The sequence below is a fragment of the Mongoliibacter sp. genome (assembly GCF_007692705.1).
Lineage (GTDB): Bacteria > Bacteroidota > Bacteroidia > Cytophagales > Cyclobacteriaceae > Mongoliibacter.
The window spans coordinates 1-20,190 of record NZ_REBN01000078.1 but is presented as its reverse complement, the minus strand read 5'-3'; the positions used below and the strand labels follow the sequence as shown (position 1 = coordinate 20,190).

The following is a 20,190-nucleotide window of genomic DNA, read 5'->3' as shown; positions in this document are numbered from 1 at the left end:
GAAGACCCATTTTGCTATCACCCATATCCCCCTCAAGTTCACCTTTAGGAACCAGTGCGGCCACAGAGTCGATCACGATAATGTCTATCGCGCCAGAACGGATAAGATGCTCAGCGATTTCAAGGGCCTGCTCTCCATTGTCCGGTTGTGAAATCAGGAGATTCTCTATATCAATGCCCAGTTTTTCAGCATATGACTTGTCAAAAGCATGTTCTGCATCAATAAAAGCAGCTAAGCCACCGGCTTTTTGTGCTTCAGCAATACAGTGCATCGTCAAAGTCGTCTTACCTGAGGACTCAGGACCATAGATTTCTATAACTCTACCCCTTGGGATTCCGCCAATACCCAAGGCCATATCCAGTCCCAAAGATCCTGTCGAAATGGCAGGCACATCCTGTACCTTATTGTCACTTAATTTCATGACAGTACCTTTGCCGTAGGTTTTCTCCAACTTGTCTATTGTCAGTTGAAGAGCTTTGAGTTTTTCAGTATTTGCGCTCATATTTTTGTATTAACAATTCTTTGATTTGAATTTGTGAAATTAATAATAGATAATTGGAGACCCAACACTTCCAAAAAGGATACGTACTTACTTCTTGGCACCAAAAATCAGGCTTCTTCAATATGTTGCTAATATTGGAATAAGATTTGAAAAGCTTTCTGTACAAACCTTAAATTAATGAAAAATACCCTCATAAAGTCAGTAATTGTCGCATTTTTTTCTTTCACCCAAGTAATTCCCGTTTTTGCTCAAAAAAATACAGCATTTACCTCGGGAGAAGAATTGGTGTTCAAGGTGAGTTATGGCTTTTTGGATGCTGCAGAGGCTAAAATGGTGGTCAGTCCGCAGGTTTCTTCCATCAATAATTCACCTACCTACAAGATTGATGTGTATGGAGAGACTTTAGGTGTTTTCAAATTGTTTCGTGTAAACAATAACTGGGGTACTTACCTGGATACTGCTAAAGTAATCCCATATCAATCTTACAGACATATTGAAGAGGGCAAATACAGGAAACATGAACGGGTTATATTCGACCATGAGAATAAAAGTGCGACTGCCAGGCTCTATGATAGAGAAAACAAAAAACTTGTCGATACCAAAGAATATAAGGTGCCTGCCAATGTTCAGGATATCGTCAGTGGATTTTACCTTTTGAGGACTATGGATTTAAAAAAACTTAAAAAGGGAGATTCCATAACTCTGACTGGGTTTTTTGACAAAGAAGTATATAACTTAAAATTAATATATGGAGGTAAAGAGCAGGTCTCTACCAAAGTCGGTACCTTTTCAACCTATGTTTTCTCACCAGTAATTCCCAAAAACAAACTTTTTAGGGGCGAACAACCTGTTACCATTTGGGTGACAGATGATAAAAATAAAATCCCCATTAAGATCAAAGCCAAGCTGATGGTAGGCTCCTTGGACATGGAAGTGAATGAAGTAAAGGGCTTACGTAATAATTAATTCATTATAAGGTAACGTTGATGTAACATTAGGGGCTCAAAGTAAAGTTAATGTTTTTTTTACATGCCTTTCATAGGTCAATCCCTGTTTATGTAAAGGCTTTTTTTAAATTAGCATCGCCTAAGGGCAAATCATAAACCCGCTATTCTCAAATGAGCGATAAACCAAAAGTAAAAATACTGGTAGTCGATGACGAACCGGATATTGTTGATTTGTTATCCTACAACCTCAAAAAAGAAGGTTACGATGTTGAATCCGCAGAAGATGGTGTAAAAGCTGTGAAAATTGCAGCAAAATTCAATCCCGATGTGATACTGCTCGATATCATGATGCCGCATCAGGATGGAGTAGAAACCTGCAGGCAACTGAGAGAATTACCTGAACTGAAGAACACTTTTATTATTTTTTTAACAGCCAGGTCAGAGGAATACTCTGAGGTGGCGGCTTTTGATGTGGGTGCAGATGATTATATCACCAAGCCAATCAAGCCAAGAGCCCTGATGAGCAGAATCGCAGCGTTGTTCAGGAGAGAGTCTAAAAAAGAGCAGGAATTTTCCCAGATTAAAATCAAAGACTTGACAATAGACAGGACAAGCTATACCATAGATAAAAGCGGTAGAACCATCACTTTACCCAAAAAAGAATTTGAACTGTTGTATTTCCTCGCCAAAAATCCTAATATGGTCTTTAGTAGAGATGATTTGTTGCAGAATATTTGGGGAGCAGATGTGTTTGTATTGGCCAGAACGGTGGATGTTCACATTCGTAAAGTGAGAGAGAAAATCGGCGACGACTATATCACTACTGTAAAAGGAGTAGGTTATAAGTTCGAATTGAATTGATTTTATGCTAACTACATCGAGGGGGATTTCATTGGTATTGGCTTTGGCAATCTCTGCCCTCACCGTAGCATTTTTATTTTTGATGGATGATGCCACTGCTACCTTGCTGGTAGTTGCAGGTGGCATTTCATTTTCAGTGGCTTATATTCTTATAAATATTACTCTTGAATTTTTGATATTTAGGGAGATCAGTAATATTTATGGGGTATTGGAAAAAATACAGAAGAAGGATTACACTGCTATAGTAGAAAAATCAACCAGGCTTTCGATCTCACCCCTAAAGAAAATCAACAAAACCATCAATACTTACGCCCTTTCCAAAAATAAGGAGATAGAGGCTTTACAGAAGAATGCTGCATTCCGAAGGGAATTCATTGCAGATATTTCCCACGAACTGAAGACTCCGATTTTTGCCGCCCAAGGATACATTCACACCCTCTTGGATGGTGCTGTTGAAGATAAGTCTGTCAGGCTGAAATTTTTGAAAAGGGCTGCCAAGAGCCTCAATGCCTTGGATAAGCTAGTGCAAGACTTGCTTACCCTCAACCAAATGGAAAGTGGAGTGATCAAATTTCATTTTGAAAAATTTGATGTTGCGGAGCTTATCCATGAGGTGATAGAGGAGTTGGAGCATAAAGCTGCAAAACGGGACATGCTCGTTCGCTTTTATTACGACAAAGAAAAACAATATCAGACACTTGCTGATAAAGATAAGATTTTCAGGGTATGTCAAAACCTTATCTCCAATGCCATCAAGTATAACCATGATGGAGGAGAAGTGGAGGTACACCTTAAGGCCCATAAAGGACAGAAATTAACTGTTGAGGTCAAGGATAATGGAAAAGGAATTCCGCCGGAGGACCTGAAAAGAATTTTTGAGCGCTTTTACCGGGTAGAAAAAAGTCGCTCCAGGGAAAAGGGCGGTACAGGCTTAGGGCTTGCCATAGTCAAGCATATTCTAGAAGGGCATAAAAGCAAAATATCCGTTAGCAGTACTTTGGGTAAGGGTTCTATTTTCAGTTTTGAGCTGCCGATGGAGAAAATAGAATTGGAGAAGGGAGAAGTGAAAAGGGATGAAGGATGAAGTATCAGGAGATATATGCTTCGCGATATAAGATAGATATAAGCCTTCGGCGACATATTGGTCACGTATACATATAAAATTAGCGCTATTAAGAAAGTTTCTAGTAAATTCAGGACGTGACAGATTGACGATCCCTTCAAATCTGTCAATGGTACTTCAGGAGAGTTCTGTTGTTTTTTAGGTTTGAGATGAGAGACAAGAAACAAGAAAAATAGAGAGGTGGCCTGATATCCTAAGAGCCTCGTAATTCGTAATTTTTTTTGAGCTATCATTTTCCTACCTTTGCACCCTCTTTAAAAGAGGCACGGGGAAATACATGAAAAAAATAGACTTTAAAGATCTTATTCTCTTTGAAAACGGGGATTACCTTGTGGTCAACAAACCTCCCTATTTATCGACATTGGACGATAGGCATGAAGCCCAGAATATTCTGGACCTTGCCAAACAATACATCCCTGATGCCCAGGTGTGCCACCGTTTGGATAAGGAAACTTCAGGCTGCTTAGTTATCGCCAAACACCCTGAGGCTTACCGCAACATTGCCATCCAGTTTGAAGACCGTAAGGTTCAAAAGATCTATCATGCCGTGGTGGAAGGGATTCACCAATACGATAAGTTATTGGTAGACCGTAATATCTATGCGAACAACAAAGGGTTCGCCAAAATTACCAAAGAAGGAAAGCCTTCCCAGACAATTCTGAATACATTGAAGACCTACTACAATCACAGTATGATTGAGTGTAGGCCTATCACCGGAAGGCTTCATCAGATCAGGGTGCACCTGGCTTACCTAAAATCTCCTATTTGTGGAGATGAAACATACGGCGGCAAGCCCCTTTATTTGTCTTCTTTAAAGAGACGATTTAACCTTAAAAAAGGCACAGATGAATTGCCCATTATGCAGAGAGTGTCCCTTCATGCCTACGCTATAGCGTTTTTGGGTATAAAAGAGGAGTCCATCCAGGTGGAAGCCCCTTACCCTAAAGACTTTCAGGTATTGGTCAATCAGCTGGAGAAAAACAGCTAACTCGTAGAAAATGTGGGCAATAAATTAGTTTCTTTTGCAATAAAAAGAAATTACTCCTATCTTTGTGTCCCTTTTTGAGGGTGAAGTATATTTAACAAGCTAATAATTAAACAATTACACAGTGGATACATTAAGCTACAAAACCAAATCGGCAAATGCTGCTACTGTAGATAAAAAGTGGGTGGTAGTGGATGCCCAGTCTGCAGTATTAGGTAGGTTTGCAAGTGAGGTTGCCAGAGTCCTGAGGGGTAAGCATAAGCCTTACTTTACACCTCACGTAGACTGCGGAGACAACGTGATTGTCATCAATGCAGACAAGGTAAGATTAACCGGAAGAAAGATGGACGAGAAAGTTTACGTTCGTCATACCGGATACCCAGGTGGTCAGAGAATTTCTACCCCAAGAATCCTGAAGGAAAAATCAGCATCAATTCTTGTGGAGAAAGCTGTCAGAGGTATGTTGCCTAAAAACAGGTTGGGAAGACAGTTGTACAGAAACCTTTTTGTTTACAACGGTCCAGAGCATCCTCATGCAGCTCAGCAACCTAAAGAAGTCAAACTTTAATCTCAGCAGTTTATGGAAATTATCAACACAATCGGTAGAAGAAAGACATCTGTTGCAAGAATCTACATGAAGCCGGGAAACGGTGAGATCACAATCAACAGCAGGACCATTGAGCAATACTTCCCATTTGATCTGCACAGGATCATCGTGAAGCAGCCTTTATCTTTGGTAGGCGTTGACGGTTCTTATGACATCAACATCAACCTTGACGGTGGTGGTATCAAAGGTCAGGCAGAAGCTGCAAGAATGGCTATCGCCAGAGCGCTTTGTGAGTTTGACATTGAGCACAGACCAGCATTGAAAAAAGAAGGATTTCTTACCAGAGACCCAAGAATGGTTGAACGTAAGAAGCCAGGACGTAGAAAAGCAAGAAGGAAATTCCAGTTCTCCAAGCGTTAATCTGGTTTTATTCCAAATTTTATATCGAAACTATATCATTTATTAATGGCACAAATAGAATATAAAGACTTACTGGATGCTGGTGTTCACTTTGGACACTTAACAAGAAAGTGGGATCCGAGAATGGCACCGTATATCTTCATGGAGAAGAACGGTATCCATATCATCGACCTAAACAAAACGCTCGTTTGCCTTGAAGAAGCATCCAATGCAATCAAGCAGATCGTTCGCTCAGGTAAAAAAGTCATGTTCGTTGCAACTAAAAAGCAGGCGAAAGACTTGGTAGCTGACGAAGCAAAAAGACTTAACATGCCTTTCGTAACTGAAAGATGGTTAGGTGGCATGTTGACTAACTTCGCTACTATCCGCAAGTCCTTGAAAAAAATGTCTTCCATCGACAAGATGATGAAGGAAGATGCTTACAAGAACATGGCGAAGAAAGAGCGTTTGATGATCACAAGACAGAGAGAAAAATTGGAAACTGTATTGGGCGGTATTGCCGACCTTACAAGACTTCCTGCAGCTCTTTTTATTGTTGATATCAAAAGAGAACATATTGCAATCGCGGAAGCGAAAAAGCTTGGTATCCCTGTATTCGCTTTGGTAGATACTAACTCCAATCCTGGAGAAGTAGATTTCCCAATCCCTGCCAATGACGATGCATTCAAATCCATCTCTTTATTGGTAAAAGCATTCGGAACAGCTATCGAAGAAGGTCTTTCTGAAAGGAAAAAAGACAAAGAAGAAGCTAAACTTTCTGAAGAGGAAGAAGCTAAGAAAGCTGTGGATGCCGGAACCGAAGAGTAATCCACTTTGAAATATACATTACAAAAGATTGAACATGCGGTTCCGACCTGTGTTCAATTTTTTGTTTTTGCCTGAACTCTGAGGTTTTTATTCAATCATTTTAGGCGAAAATCAACATATATAAAACCTCAAAGGTCTTTGATTTTAAATCAAGGTCTTATGGTTTTCATGAAATAGAAAAAAGTTTAATCTCATAAATTGACTAAAATAATGGCTATTACTGCACAAGAAGTAAACAAATTGAGACAAATGACCGGTGCTGGTATGATGGACTGTAAAAAAGCCCTTACCGAAGCTGAAGGTGACTTTGAAAAAGCTATAGATATCCTTAGAAAAAAAGGACAGAAAGTATCTGCTTCCAGGGCTGACAGAGAAACCAAAGAAGGAACAATCGTTACTCACGTAAGTGAAGATGGTTCTGTGGGGAAACTTTTGTCTTTGACCTGTGAGACTGACTTCGTTTCCAAAAATGATGAGTTTGTGGCTTTTGCGAATATCTTATTGGATCTTGCTGTTGCAAACAATGCTAATTCAGCAGAAGAAGTAAATGCACTTCCTTTCGAAAATATCACTGTAGCTGAGAAAATCGTTGAGATGACTGGTAAAATCGGTGAAAAAATCGAAGTTTCTCACTTCGAAGTAGTGAAAGGTGAAGCTGTAGTTCCTTATATCCACTCTAATGGTAAATTGGGTGTATTGGTTGCGCTAGTGAACGTGAACGGTGCTTCTGTAGAAGATGCCGGAAAAGACGTAGCCATGCAGATTGCTGCAATGAATCCGGTAGCTGTTGACAAAGACGGTGTGGATTCTACAGTAGTTGAAAGAGAAATCGAAGTAGGTAAAGACCAAGCAAGACAAGAAGGCAAGCCTGAAGAAATGCTTGAGAAAATTGCTTTGGGTAAACTGAATAAGTTCTACAAAGAAAATACTTTGTTGAGCCAGGCATTTGTAAAAGACAGCAGCAAAACTATCGCTCAGTATCTTGACAGCGTAAGCAAAGGCATGACTGTAGCTGCGTTCAAAAGAATTTCTATTGGGTAATTTAGATTTTAGATCTTAGAATTTAGATTTTAGATTAAAGCATAGCATAAAAGCTGACTTCAAAAGGGGTCGGCTTTTTTTGTGTCCTAACCTTTGAGGTTTGAAAAACCTCGGAAGGTTTTATCCATAAAATCCAATTTAAAATTTCGAAGATAAAGGAAACAAAGACCTTGCAGGTTTTTAAAACCTGACAGGTCTAACAAATTAATCTCCCAAAACAATGGAAGCTTCTATATCTAGCTTTTGCTAATTTCTGATTCGATAGTACATAGACAAGGTAGTCAGGTGATTATTCCAAATCCAATCATAACCCAAATAAAATTGAACTTGGTCATTGAATTCTTTATTCTGATAACCTATCCTAGCACCAGGCTGAAAATAACTGAAAACCGGTTCATAACTTTTAAAAACCGATGTTGTTGAAATATTATTTATACGATCTGTATTCCTAACAATTATGCGAGTTGTCATTTGGCTTCCATAGAAGAAATTGACGCCTGCCCCGAAGGATAAATTTTGGTTGAACAGGGTGAAATTTTTCTCCAAACCTGTATAAAACCTTAGGCTTTGTTCATACCACCAGGAATCGCATCCTTTAGGTGCATTGCAAGGTATCAGTGCATCAAAACCAAGTTCGTTATTCCAGATCAGTTGGTGTTTATTCCAAACAGGCCTTTTATTGGAAACAAAGAGTCCAGCACCAAAGTCATTTCCTTGTTTGAAATGACCATGACTTACGGTTAAAGCCCTACCTCCTAGGTACCATTGACTGTTGCTTTGTGAGAAGCTTTTAGAAGTCATCACAAGAATTAATAACAAGAGGGTTCCTATAGCTTTCATATCAATTGAATCTAACTATTTGAGGCGCAACAGTAAATCTGACATAATGTTCTTTTCCACTTCTTGGAATAAGGAATTCATGGACAGCGATGGGTCCGATAAATCCATTTCCAAAATCAGCCAAATAGTTCCAATCTAATTCTTCACACCTATTCCAAGATTGTGTGAAAATTAACCGATTAAAGCTTTTTTCAAATTCGACACTCGTGGTATTAGTAATTTCACCCTCTTCATTTACTTCACTGACATTTACTAATTTACTTACACTAGATGTATTTTTCTTATAAGACATTCCAATCTGAACATTACCATTGGTAGGACTGAATGATGTAAGCAAAGCGGGGGCAAAATTCTTTTTAATTGAAAAATCATCTCTAACTATCTTTTTATTATTGACAATTTGATTAGGACTAGAAGTAATACTTGCGGACCATATTGTTATTTTATTATGCCATGGCCATGCTCTAGTATTTCCTGTAAGTTGGAAGTCTGGCATTACATATCTGACTATATCACCAGGAAGTAGATCATCACATTTAACTCCTATTTCATGAGGGTACCTAATTGATGGTTGAGGGTCAGGATTACCTATTTCTCCCGAGTCCCAAGGAGGGAGTTCTGCATCATTTCCATTTAAGTGCATCAATTCATTTTCATCAAAAGATCCAATTACTATTGTAGGATTTTCTTTTGCATAAAAATCATTTACATTTATAACATTTTGATTTATTGAATTCTCATTGTTACTATTTTTTCTTAAGAATAAAAAATCTGAAGAATCATTAATTTTTATAGGAATTCCAGGCGTTTCACCTTCCCATCCTGGATCAGAAGCAAACCCAACATCTTCCATTCCTTGAGTCCACCAAGATACTGTGAGTTCGGTAATAGATTCAATATCAAAATTTTCATAAAGATATGGCGCAAGAATGCCAATATCATTTTCATTGATAAAGTCTATGAGTTCTTGTTCATTAAAGGCTGTTTCTTCAGTTGTTTTTAGATTTTCTGCTTTATTAAAAAATGCACTTACGATAGCTGAATGTTGTCTGGTAAGTGGATTGGTATTTTCAGTAAACAGTTTTTTCATACTGTATTCAATATCGTTTTGATTACCCTCAATCTCAGCAAATTCAAATAACTCTCTCCTTGCTTCAGGATCTTTGAATACTTCCCCCATAAAAAGTGTTAATTCTTTAAGCTTATTTTCATAAGCGATAGGGTCTTGCTCTTTGAGCTTTTCTTTGATTTCGGCTTTGAATTCTTCTTGTCCTGTTTCCTGACAGGAACTAAACCCAATTAAAACTACTATCATAGATAGATAGATAGATAGATAGATAGATAGATAGATACTTTTTCATAAAAGTGTAATTTTTGATTAATAAATTTATTGATCATCAAGGTTAAATAAAATAAAAATTAGTTCCAAATATTTTTTAAATTATAAAATATTGGAAAAATACCATTAAAGCTTCATAAATATTCGATAATCAGCTTTTTTTGGCTAAAAACACTAATATTAATGTGACTAAAGTAAGATTAAAAAATTTCACAACTTTATTGTGACGTGAAAAATAAATATATGTCGTTAAATATACAAATTTATAAAAAATCTGTAAATTTGTCGTAAATAATTAAATTTACGACAATGGTCAATGTTGCTATCAAGAGGGACCTTCTGATAATCAAGGGTCTTATGGAGAGATTTCCATATGGCGCTTCTATTGATGAAATCCTTGGTGCCGAAGGATTGGATCTGGAATTGAGGACCTTACAGCGTCGGTTGAAAAAACTTAAGGAAAACGGTGAAATTTACACCTCAGGTGGTTCAAAGGCTACCAGATATCATCTTTCCTATGACAACCACCTTGTCAGGGAAAAGGAAAGAGAAAGGCTTATCAAAACCAAAAAAGAGGGTATTTCAATTTCCCCTGAGGGAAAAGATATTATAACTTACTTATCTAAACCTGTTTCGGAAAGGAAGAAGGTGGGGTACAATTTGGGATTTCTAAAATCATACAGGCCTAATATAGATGCCTATCTTACATTGGAGGAAATCAACAAGCTGACGATTCTGGGGCAGACGAATAGTCAATATCAGCCTGCCGGTACCCATGCGAGGGAAATACTCAACCGCTTGTTGATTGACCTTTCCTGGAACTCCAGCAGACTAGAAGGCAATACTTATTCCTTGTTGGATACCCAAAGGCTGTTGGAATTGGGTGAGTCGGCTGAAGGCAAATCCCTGGAGGAGACTCAAATGGTCATCAATCACAAAGATGCCATTGAGTTTTTGGTGGAGTTGGGTGAGGAAATTGATATTAAAAAATATATCATTTTGAATCTTCATGCACTATTGGCCGATAACCTAATGCGGGACCCTGATTCAATCGGTAGATTGCGATCTATTCCGGTGGGAATTTACCATTCAGCCTACTCTCCCCTAGCAATTCCTCAATTGATAGCGGAGCAGTTTGATCTAATTTTGGAAAAAGCTAAAGCTATTGAGAATCCCTTTGAACAGGCATTCTTCATGATGGTTCACCTTCCTTATTTGCAGCCATTTGATGATGTCAATAAACGGACTTCGAGGTTGGCCGCCAACATTCCCTTGTTCAAGAGCAACCTCTCTCCGGTTTCTTTTGTGGAAGTTTCAAATGAACTTTACACTCAGGGGATATTAGGAGTATATGAATTGAATCAGATTGATTTGTTGAAAGATATCTTTATGTGGGCCTATGAAAAATCTGCGATCCGCTATGCTGATATCCGGCAGAATGTGAGTGAACCGGATCCTTTCAGAACCAAATATAGAGACGAAATCAAAAAGTTGATCACTGAGATTATTTCATCAAACCTAAGTCCCAAGGAAGGTTCTTTATTGATCAAGTCAAGGGCATCAAATATTCCAATTGAAGATAGGGCCAGGTTTGTTGAGTTTGTGGAAGGGGATTTGCTTTCCATCCATGAAGGAAATTTTGCAAGATTCAGGATTTCCCTTTCTGAATTTAAGATTTGGAAGGAAAGATGGTCTAGGTAAGAGAGCTATTTTTTACAAAGTCCTCAATTTGAGAGTTCAACAAGGATGGATTTTATTCCGTACGTACCCGATAAACTGTAAACCCTCGAGTATTCGCAGGACGCAAGTGTTTTTGATCGGTCTAGACCTGTCAGTCTACCGCAGCGGATTGACAGGTCTCTTTTGTGCTACACTCCCTATACAATAGAAGCTTCTATCTCCAGTTTTTTACTGATCTCTCTCGCAATTCTTCAATCCTTTCTACAATGGTTTTATATTCCTTTTCGGACTTTATCATAACTCAAATATTTTGAATATCCTGTATTTTAGATTTCCAGCCCAATATCCATAAATCAAAATTATTTCTTCATCAGTTCCTCAATTTCCTCCGCTTCTATCGGGATATTCCGCATCAAGTCGAAGTAGCCATTTTCCTGGATTACAATATTGTTTTCCAGACGGATTCCTATACCTTCTTCCTGAATGTAAATTCCAGGTTCCACAGTAAATACCATTCCTGGTGTAATCGGTTCGTGCATAGTACCTACATCATGCACGTCCAAACCCAAATGGTGTGATGTCCCATGCATAAAGTATTTTTTGTAAGCAGGCAATTTGGGATCTTGATTTTTGATATCGGTCTGATCTATCAATCCTAAGCTCACCAGCTCAGCTTGCATAATTAACCCCACTTCTTTGTGGTAATCCTGTATATTGATTCCAGGTCTTAGAATATCCATGGCAGCTCTTTGTACCCGCAGGACAGCATCATAAACAGCTCTTTGCCTTTGTGTAAATCTGCCATTGACAGGAATGGTTCTGGACATATCAGCAGCATAATTGCCATATTCTGCTCCCACATCAAAAAGGATCAATTCTCCATCTTTGCAGACTTCTTTGTTTTCTATGTAATGTAAGACGCAGGCATTGGCGCCAGAAGCGATGATCGGCTCGTAGGCAAATCCCTTACTTCTATTTCGAATAAACTCATGGATATACTCTGCCTCTATTTCGTATTCAGTCACACCTGGCTTGACAAAGGAGAGTATTCTTCTAAACCCCTTTTCTGTGATGTCACAGGCAATCTGCATCTGATCAATCTCTTCCTTTTCCTTAACCGCCCTCAGCTGATGCATCAGAGGTGCCACTCTATGATAATTATGCAGGGGATATCTTTCCCGGCAACTTTTGATAAAGCGTGCATCACGTGTTTCTACGATCACTCCTGCCCTCAGGTGTTCATTGGTGTTGAGGAATACATTTTCACTGAGACTCATTAGCGTGTTAAGGGTCTGCTCGAAATTCTCTACCCATTGGATATTCTCGATACCGGAAGCCTCTAAGGCCTCCTCTTTGGTGTATTTATGCCCTTCCCAAATTGCAATATGCTCATTGGTTTCTCTTAAAAATAGGATTTCCCGCATATTGGGATCAGGATAATCAGGGCAGATGATCAAAATGCTTTCTTCCTGATCTATTCCAGACAGATAAAAAAGGTCATTGTTTTGACGGAATTTCATGGTGCCATCCGCGTTGGTCGGCATGATGTCATTGGAGTGGAAAACTGCAAGGGATTTTTTCGGCAGCTTTTCAGCAAGTTTTTTTCTGTTTTTAATATATAGTGTATTTGGGAGAGGGGTGTATTTCATGATAACTCGGATATTATTGGATACTGGTTGATGTTAGATATTGAAATATAGTAGAAATACTTAGAAATAGATTGAAATATTGGCTTTGAGCTATTTAGGGTTTATCTGATTTATGGATTCTAAATTGATATTGGGTAGATATTTGGATATTGGTTTAGGTGGAAACTGAAGCTTTAGCGAAAGTCCCGAGAGCAAAGTGATTCGGGATACATGGAAATACTTAGAAATAAATTGAAATATTGGGTTGTGTCAATTAAGGGTATTATTGATAAAACCAACATTCTCTTATTTAAACAAAGATAATTTATTCTAGGAAAAAGGAGGTGTTATGTCTTGCGTTTATGGAGATTTGTTGTAATCCCAAAAACACTTTTAATTTTGTATTTGAATCACTTACTCCTCTTGGGTGTTTATGTCAGAGGTTCAATAATGATTCCAGTTGATCGGAAAAAAGTTTGTATGCAGTATAACTTAAAGGAGTTACCTAACGGTATCAGAATAGTTCATCAAGAAATTACCCATACCAGAATGGTGCACTGTGGATTTGTCCTCAATATTGGCAGTAGGGATGAGACGAACGAGCAGGAAGGACTTGCGCATTTTTGGGAACATATGGCCTTCAAAGGTACTCAAAAGCGCAAGGCTTATCATATTATCAATCGCTTGGAATCTTTAGGGGGCGAGCTCAATGCTTACACGACGAAGGAAAAAATCTGCTTTTATTCAAGTACCTTAAAAGAGCATTTCGGTAAATCAGCCGAATTGCTTTGCGACATCACCTTCAATAGTACTTTTCCCAAAAAGCAGATTGAAAAAGAAAGACAGGTGATCTTAGAGGAAATGGCAATGTACAGGGATTCTCCTGATGATTCTATTCAGGATGATTTCGATGAGGTGGTCTTTGAAGGTCATGCCTTAGGAAGGAATATTTTAGGGAGGGAGGAAACCGTAGGCCGTTTCACCCAGCAGGATTTTTTTGATTTCATTTCCAGCAGGCTGGATACCACCCAGGTTGTTTTTTCTGTAGTAGGCAATATTACATTCAAAAAAGTCTTACAGCGGGTCGAGGCTTTCTTATCTAGTATCCCTACCAAAAGAAGCCTTTACGTAAGGAGCAATTTTTCGCTGTATGTTCCCAAAAACAAGGTGGTTGAAAAAGAAATTATGCAATCTCACTGCGCGCTTGGCCAACCTGCTTTTTCCATGCATGACCCAAGAAGGTTTCAGCTCTATCTTCTGAATAATATATTGGGAGGACCAAGTATGAATTCCAGATTGAACTTGGCTCTGCGAGAAAAATACGGGTATGTGTACAGTGTGGAATCCCATTACCAGACCTATTCTGATACAGGTTTCTTTGGTGTTTTTTTCGGTACAGAACCGAATACTCTTAATAGGGCCCGTAAATTGGTTTTAAAGGAAATGGAGAGACTTAGGACGAAAAAGTTGGGCGTGATGCAATTGCATATGGCAAAGGAACAAGCTATAGGTCAAATGGCCATGGCGGAAGAGAATTATGCCGCATTGATGCTGGTTTTTGGGAAAAATATGCTGGACAAAGGGAAAATTGATTCCTTGGATACTATCTTTGAAATCATAAGAAGTACCAGCGCAGAAGAGCTCCAGGAAATTGCCAATGAAGTATATGCGCCAGACCAACTCAGTTTCCTGACATATTTACCAGTTTGATAATGGAATTTATAGCACCAGAATTACTCAAGTATTGTGAGGATCATTCCAGTCAGGAAGATGAGGTATTGGCGCATATTACAAGAGAGACCCAAGCCAAGGTAATGATGCCTCGTATGCTTTCCGGACATCTCCAAGGCAAAACCCTCGAACTTCTTGTGAAAATGCTACGGCCTAAAACGATTTTGGAAATCGGAACTTATACAGGTTACTCGGGGATATGTATGGCCCGTGGTCTGGGGGATGAAGGAAAATTGATCACCTTAGATATAAATGATGAACTCGAAAGCATGGTGAGGGGATTCTTTGATTTGGCCGGGTTGACAAACAAAATTGATTACAGGTTAGGTAATGCCTTAGACCTGATTCCTGAATTGCCTGATACTTTCGATTTTGTGTTTATCGATGCGGATAAAGCCAATTATATCAACTATTATAATTTGGTCGTTGATAGGGTGAATTCTGGTGGCATCATTTTGGCAGACAATGTGTTGTGGTCTGGGAAAGTATTGGTGGAAGAAGGGAAAAAGATTGACAAAGACACAAAAATAATATTGGAATACAATCAGTTGATACAGGATGACCCCAGGGTAGAAAATGTATTATTACCCATCAGGGATGGATTAATGTTGGCAAGAAAATTATGAGAAAACTTACTACCCCTCAGATTACAGTACTTTTTACTTCTACCTTCATCCTCTTTTTGGCCATAGCTGCTTCAGCTCAAATCCCACAGGTTCCTAGAGAAATGCAGTTTGCTGATCTGCTAGTGAGGATTAATGAGCAGGCAAGAAGGGAAATACAACTTGATGTGGATGCCTTGTACCGTAACCCCTCCTATTTCAGAATGAAAGCTGAAAGGGCAAGTCTTTTTATGCCTTATGTGGAAAGAGAATTCCGAAATGCGGGGGTGCCAGAGGACCTCAAATATTTGGTTATTCAGGAGTCCGGTTTGATATCAGATGCTGTTTCATCTTCCAATGCAGTGGGCTTTTGGCAATTTAAGCAAGGGACAGCCGAAGAGGTATTTTTACGTGTGGACAATCAGGTAGATGAAAGAAAAAATATTGTATCCTCCTCAAAAGGTGCAGCCTTATATTTGAAAAAGCACAATCAGTCATTTGATAACTGGATGTGTGCTCTTGTATCTTACCAAATGGGACTTGGTGGAGCAAAGTCTTACTTTGGTACCCAATACAATGGGAAACGTGTGGTGGAGTTGGACAGGAACTCCCATTGGTACTTCAAAAAATTCTTGGCGCATAAAGTCGCTTTTGAGGGTCAATTGGGGATGTTGGTAAGTAACACAGGTTTTCTTGAAGAGGCTAGGATCCAAGGGCCAACCACCCTAAAAGCAATAGCTCCCAGGTTGGGAGTGACGGAATCACATTTGAAAGAATACAATACATGGGCTTCAAGGGGGAATATCCCTGGAGATAAGGTTTATTCCATCATGTATGTGAAGGAGGGGCTTCCCCAGGCAAATCCTGCTGTCATCCAAAGAGAGGTGAGCACACAAAATACACAGCAGGTTCAGAAAGTGGTAACTACTGCAAGTTCATTTCCACGAGTGACAGGAAATACACAAAAAGCCAATCAACCTGACCAGATCCAAGTAAATAATATAGATGGGGTTTTGGCCGAAAAAAACACCAGTCAGGAAGCCTTTACGGATAGAATAGGGATGAGAGAAAGAAGGTTTAGGCGTATCAATGACCTGGATAAAGATGAGGATGTAGAAGCAGGGCAATATTATTACACCAGACCCAAAAAAGGGAAAGCAGAAGTGGAAGAGCATGTGGTGCAGCCCGGTGAGACCCTTTGGTCAATTTCCCAGATGTATGGGATTAAGCTTTCTTCTTTGAAATCCAAGAACAGAATAAGAGAAGACAGAGACCTAAGGGCAGGAATGATTCTTAACCTGCGTCAGCCAAGAAAGAGAGGAGAGGAGATCCCATTTGTTCCTGCTTCTGAATACAAAAAAATTATGGCGACTTCGGAACAACCTGCTGCAACAGCACCCCAAAATGTGCCAGCTAACAGCAGTACTCACGCACCTGAATCTAATAATGCAGGACAGACTACAGGTACAAACTTCAACAATTCCCAAAGAATAGTACATACCGTACTGCAGGGAGAAACCCTGTTTAGATTGAGCCAAAAGTACGGTGTCTCTGTGGATGAAATCAGGCGATGGAATAACTTGACGGACAATACCATTAAAGTAGGACAAAGGATTACCATCAACAAACCATAATCCTAAGCATCCGCTACATTATGAATATCAGAGCCCTTCTACTAATTTTATTACTTGTTTTTGCACAAAAGCAGCTCGTTTTTGCGCAAGACAATCTGCAGCTTGCTGATACACTTCTTATCAGTGGCGATACCATTATCATGTTGGGTGATTCTATTATTATCAAAGAAAGGATCAAGCCTGTTTATTGGGAAAGAGGTGGGAACTTCAACCTCAGTATCCAACAAGTAAGTTTGTCTAACTGGAATGCCGGTGGGGTAAGTAATATGGCTTTTAATACAGGTCTGGTGATGTTTGCTAATTTTAAGAAGGATAAGATCATTTGGGATACCAAGCTGACAGCAAATTTCGGCTTTAACAGGATTTCTGAGAGGAGGTTCAAGACCAGAAAAACCAATGATAATTTTATTTTTATCACTAAATATGGTCGTGAGCTGTCTCCATCGTGGTATTTGTCCACCCAGGTAGACGCAAGAACCCAAATGCTTGCGGGGTATAGGTATTTCAGACCTGCAGGAGCTGAAGAAGATGCCAGGAACAGAATTTCAGATTTGTTGGCTCCAGCGTACCTTCAGTCTTCTACCGGTCTCAACTACAGGAAAGAATACGACAATAAGGATAAAATCTCTTTGATAGCATCTCCATTTACGGGCAGGTTTACGGTTGTTTTGGATGATTCGTTGAGTAATGCCGGTGCATTTGGAGTTATTCCAGGAGAAATGGTGAGGGCTGAAGCGGGTATTTCTTTCAGCTCGACTACTGACATCCAATTACTGGAAAATATCAGGTGGAGGGCTGATATGAACCTCTTTTCCAATTTTGAGAAACTGGGCAATTTTGTAGTCAATTTCAACTCTGTAGTGTCCATGAAGATCAATAGGTATATTACAACCAGGATAGAAACTGTTTTAATCTATGATGAAAGCGTATTTATTCAGCAGGAAGAGGGGCCTCCCCGGCAAGCTGTGCAGTTACAGAATATGATAAACTTTGGTATAGGTATTGATTTTTAAAAATCAGTTTCAAGTCCAAAGCGCTTCTGTAATTCTTTAAGTGCCGGAGACTTTTCAAGTAAAAAAGAAAATTTATCCGAGTTGGTGTACAGTTTTCTGACTGAAGGATCATCAGTTTCTTCTGTGATTTCAGCATGAACAAGCAAAGTTGCATTGTTGAGCTTTTGTCTCAACTGCTTCAAAAGCTCAGGTTTCATTTTTTGAAAAACGTCTTCCTGAATTTCACCCATCAACTTGAATTTGATTTTTTGATCTTCCAAGATGAAAGGTTGTTTCAAGACAGTAATTTCCAGGCTTTTCCCCTTTGTTTTAAATTCTTCGATGATTTCATCGAGGGCATCCTGAATTTTGTTTTTATCAATATCATCTGTTCCTAAAACCTCCGGTTCTTTCTCGACAGTTGGAGTGGGGATATTTTCCGTGCTTGGAGGAGCACTTCTCTTTTCTTCTACATTTTTCTTTGCTGCAGAAAGACTGGTAGGAATAGAAAGCGTTTTTTGTACGGGTGTTTTTTTGGCGGCAAAAGGATTAGCATCCTTGAATAGGGTAGGCGCTACCTCACCGGAATCTTTACTTTGGCTTGAATCAGTCAGGCTTTTTTTTTTGCGTCTTCACTGGCAATTGCTGCCAAAGAAATTGCATGTGGCAATTTTGCCAATTTCATCAATGCCAATTCTACATGGAGCCTCTGGTTTTTACTGGACTTATAATGAATATCACATTGATTACAGATATTCATGGCAGACAATAAAAATGAAAGGCTACTTTCCTTGGATTGCTCCAAATAGCGGGCTTTAGCACTTTCTGATACCTGAATAAGTTCAATCGTTGCCGGGTCTTGGCATACCATCAGATCTCTTAGATGCTCAGTTAGACCAATGATAAAGTTGTGACCATCAAAGCCTTTTTTTAGGATTTCATCAAAAATCAAGAGTACATTTGAAATACTTCCCGCCAGCAGGGCATCCACAACTTTGAAGTAATAATCATAATCCAAAATGTGGAGATTGTCTATTGTCTCTTGATAAGTGAGTTTATTTCCTGCTGAATAGGTAACTATTAGGTCAAAAATGGAGAGTGCATCTCGAAGGGCACCATCTGCTTTTGTAGCTATCAGTCTAAGGGCCTCATCCTCATACTCTATTTTTTCCTCTTGAGCTATGTATTTAAGGTGTTCAGTGATGTCATTGATTTGAATCCTGTTGAAATCAAAAATCTGACACCTAGAAAGTATGGTAGGTATGATTTTGTGTTTTTCTGTAGTTGCCAGGATAAAAATGGCATACTTCGGCGGTTCTTCAAGTGTTTTCAAAAAGGCATTGAAAGCCTGATTGGAGAGCATGTGCACCTCATCAATGATGTAAACCTTATACTGTCCTTGTTGAGGCGCGTATCGAACCTGTTCTACAAGGTTACGGATATCCTCTACTGAGTTGTTGGAAGCGGCATCCAGTTCGTGTACATTGAAAGAAGCATTGTTGTTGAAGGCGAGGCAGGAATCGCACTTGTTGCAGGCTTCATGATCTTCAGTGCGGTGTTCGCAATTGATGGTTTTGGCCAAGATTCTAGCGCAGGTGGTTTTACCTATTCCCCTTGGTCCGCAGAAAAGAAAAGCCTGGGCTAGATGGTTGTTTTTGATGGCATTTTTCAAAGTGGTAGTAATATGGCCCTGGCCTACTACACTTTTGAAATTGGAAGGTCTATACTTTCTAGCTGAAACAACAAAATTTTCCATCACCGCAAGATATAAATTTATTGTAATTATGAACCCGTTCTTAGGGTCAATCTAATTTTATTTTTAGCTAAATGCTTCATTTTTAAGCGGATTAAAAATCAAAAGAAATTCCAGTGTTGAAAGCGAAAATAAAATTTGTGATCGGCACTATAGGTTTATCTTCGTAGGAGAAATTAAAACTGTTGTTGAACGAGAAGTTATCGGAAATTTTAGTGTTGAGATTAAAGTTGCCATTTACACGATTTCTAAAGGCCTGAATTTCGCGATCATATCCAACCTGATAATAGGTAACGGTGTTGAAGTCTACAAATTGATTGATGGTCCAGCGTAGAGAAAAATAGTTGGAGTTTTTTATAAATTGAACATTTACGAAGTTTTCTTCGACTGGATGAAACCAAGTTTCATTTTCATATAATCCACCTAGACCTACTACGAATGTAAGCTTCTTACTATCTACAAGTTTTTTTCTCAAAGTACCACCAGTAATCCACCTTGGACCTAAACCCCTGAAGTTGTCGAAGGAGTACTGTATATATGTTTCTATGTTGTTTTTTGCCTCATAATTAAAGACTGTCCTGCCATGGATAAGTCCAAAGTTAAGAAAGTCATTGTCGTTGATTCTCAGGTAGTCGAAATTGGAAACAAAAATATAGGCATGCTTACCGGGATGATACATGGAATTGATGTCCCATTTGTATCCAAATAAATTTACTGGTGCATCAGCTGCAGCAAAACTAATGAAAACATTGAGTCCT

The 20,190-nt window shown here is 39.0% G+C and carries 20 protein-coding genes; 13 read left to right on the top strand and 7 right to left on the bottom strand.

The features are described 5' to 3' along the window. On the bottom strand, nucleotides 1-502 hold a 502-nt coding region (locus EA341_RS02170; RefSeq protein WP_293011040.1), incomplete at its 3' end, for an ATPase domain-containing protein. 177 nt (nucleotides 503-679) lie between these two features. On the opposite strand from EA341_RS02170, the gene EA341_RS02165 reads away from it, so the two are divergent. From EA341_RS02165 to tsf, 8 genes are all read left to right on the top strand, one after another. Further along, nucleotides 680-1,468, top strand: coding sequence for a DUF3108 domain-containing protein (locus EA341_RS02165; RefSeq protein ID WP_293011039.1), 789 nt, complete (start codon nucleotides 680-682; stop codon nucleotides 1,466-1,468). 152 nt (nucleotides 1,469-1,620) lie between these two features. Further along, complete coding sequence (locus EA341_RS02160) at nucleotides 1,621-2,310, top strand: response regulator transcription factor (protein WP_293011038.1); 690 nt, start codon at nucleotides 1,621-1,623, stop codon at nucleotides 2,308-2,310. Between the two features lie 4 nt (nucleotides 2,311-2,314). Next, entirely contained in the window at nucleotides 2,315-3,394 is a 1,080-nt protein-coding gene (locus EA341_RS02155) for an ATP-binding protein (RefSeq protein ID WP_293011037.1), read from the top strand. 316 nt (nucleotides 3,395-3,710) lie between these two features. After that, complete coding sequence (locus tag EA341_RS02150) at nucleotides 3,711-4,421, top strand: RluA family pseudouridine synthase (protein WP_293011036.1); 711 nt, start codon at nucleotides 3,711-3,713, stop codon at nucleotides 4,419-4,421. A 121-nt stretch (nucleotides 4,422-4,542) separates the two neighbouring features. Next, on the top strand, nucleotides 4,543-4,986 hold the full coding sequence (rplM, locus tag EA341_RS02145; RefSeq protein ID WP_293011035.1) for a 50S ribosomal protein L13: 444 nt from the start codon (nucleotides 4,543-4,545) through the stop codon (nucleotides 4,984-4,986). 12 nt (nucleotides 4,987-4,998) lie between these two features. Beyond that, on the top strand, nucleotides 4,999-5,385 hold the full coding sequence (rpsI, locus tag EA341_RS02140) for a 30S ribosomal protein S9 (protein WP_293011034.1): 387 nt from the start codon (nucleotides 4,999-5,001) through the stop codon (nucleotides 5,383-5,385). Nucleotides 5,386-5,430: 45 nt separating this feature from the next. Further along, entirely contained in the window at nucleotides 5,431-6,192 is a 762-nt protein-coding gene (gene rpsB, locus EA341_RS02135) for a 30S ribosomal protein S2 (RefSeq protein WP_293011033.1), read from the top strand. A 210-nt stretch (nucleotides 6,193-6,402) separates the two neighbouring features. Next, nucleotides 6,403-7,233: a translation elongation factor Ts gene (gene tsf / locus EA341_RS02130; protein ID WP_293011032.1), complete on the top strand. Its 831-nt coding sequence runs from the start codon at nucleotides 6,403-6,405 to the stop codon at nucleotides 7,231-7,233. Nucleotides 7,234-7,479: 246 nt separating this feature from the next. On the opposite strand, the gene EA341_RS02125 is transcribed toward tsf, so the two are convergent. After that, nucleotides 7,480-8,073, bottom strand: coding sequence for a hypothetical protein (locus tag EA341_RS02125; RefSeq protein WP_293011031.1), 594 nt, complete (start codon nucleotides 8,071-8,073; stop codon nucleotides 7,480-7,482). Between the two features lies 1 nt (nucleotide 8,074). Beyond that, nucleotides 8,075-9,388, bottom strand: coding sequence for a hypothetical protein (locus tag EA341_RS02120; protein WP_293011030.1), 1,314 nt, complete (start codon nucleotides 9,386-9,388; stop codon nucleotides 8,075-8,077). A 381-nt stretch (nucleotides 9,389-9,769) separates the two neighbouring features. On the opposite strand from EA341_RS02120, the gene EA341_RS02115 reads away from it, so the two are divergent. Beyond that, nucleotides 9,770-11,113, top strand: a complete 1,344-nt coding sequence (locus EA341_RS02115; protein ID WP_293011029.1) for a Fic family protein — start codon at nucleotides 9,770-9,772, stop codon at nucleotides 11,111-11,113. Nucleotides 11,114-11,451: 338 nt separating this feature from the next. On the opposite strand, the gene EA341_RS02110 is transcribed toward EA341_RS02115, so the two are convergent. Next, nucleotides 11,452-12,741: an aminopeptidase P family protein gene (locus EA341_RS02110; protein WP_293011028.1), complete on the bottom strand. Its 1,290-nt coding sequence runs from the start codon at nucleotides 12,739-12,741 to the stop codon at nucleotides 11,452-11,454. 459 nt (nucleotides 12,742-13,200) lie between these two features. Between EA341_RS02110 and EA341_RS02105 the strand changes: the two genes are divergently transcribed. The 4 genes from EA341_RS02105 to EA341_RS02090 all read left to right on the top strand — a co-directional run bounded on the left by EA341_RS02105 (nucleotide 13,201) and on the right by EA341_RS02090 (nucleotide 17,700). Beyond that, on the top strand, nucleotides 13,201-14,430 hold the full coding sequence (locus EA341_RS02105; protein ID WP_293011027.1) for a pitrilysin family protein: 1,230 nt from the start codon (nucleotides 13,201-13,203) through the stop codon (nucleotides 14,428-14,430). A 2-nt stretch (nucleotides 14,431-14,432) separates the two neighbouring features. After that, the gene (locus EA341_RS02100) at nucleotides 14,433-15,077 is read left to right on the top strand and encodes an O-methyltransferase (RefSeq protein ID WP_293011026.1); all 645 of its coding nucleotides are present in this window, start codon (nucleotides 14,433-14,435) and stop codon (nucleotides 15,075-15,077) included. Next, nucleotides 15,074-16,687: a lytic transglycosylase domain-containing protein gene (locus EA341_RS02095; RefSeq protein ID WP_293011025.1), complete on the top strand. Its 1,614-nt coding sequence runs from the start codon at nucleotides 15,074-15,076 to the stop codon at nucleotides 16,685-16,687. Before EA341_RS02100 ends, EA341_RS02095 begins: the two co-directional genes overlap by 4 nt. 140 nt (nucleotides 16,688-16,827) lie before the next feature. Continuing rightward, a complete protein-coding gene (locus EA341_RS02090) occupies nucleotides 16,828-17,700 on the top strand; it encodes a DUF3078 domain-containing protein (RefSeq protein WP_293011041.1) in 873 nt (290 codons plus the stop codon). Here the strand turns inward: EA341_RS02090 and EA341_RS02085 are convergent. The 3 genes from EA341_RS02085 to EA341_RS02075 form a co-directional block, all read right to left on the bottom strand. Continuing rightward, on the bottom strand, nucleotides 17,697-17,978 hold the full coding sequence (locus EA341_RS02085) for a hypothetical protein (protein WP_293011024.1): 282 nt from the start codon (nucleotides 17,976-17,978) through the stop codon (nucleotides 17,697-17,699). The genes EA341_RS02090 and EA341_RS02085 overlap by 4 nt on opposite strands. A gap of 311 nt (nucleotides 17,979-18,289) precedes the next feature. Continuing rightward, on the bottom strand, nucleotides 18,290-19,435 hold the full coding sequence (locus EA341_RS02080; protein ID WP_293011023.1) for a DNA polymerase III subunit gamma/tau: 1,146 nt from the start codon (nucleotides 19,433-19,435) through the stop codon (nucleotides 18,290-18,292). Nucleotides 19,436-19,526: 91 nt separating this feature from the next. Continuing rightward, nucleotides 19,527-20,190, bottom strand: a 664-nt coding sequence (locus EA341_RS02075) for a DUF481 domain-containing protein (protein ID WP_293011022.1), incomplete at its 5' end; no start/stop codon positions are given.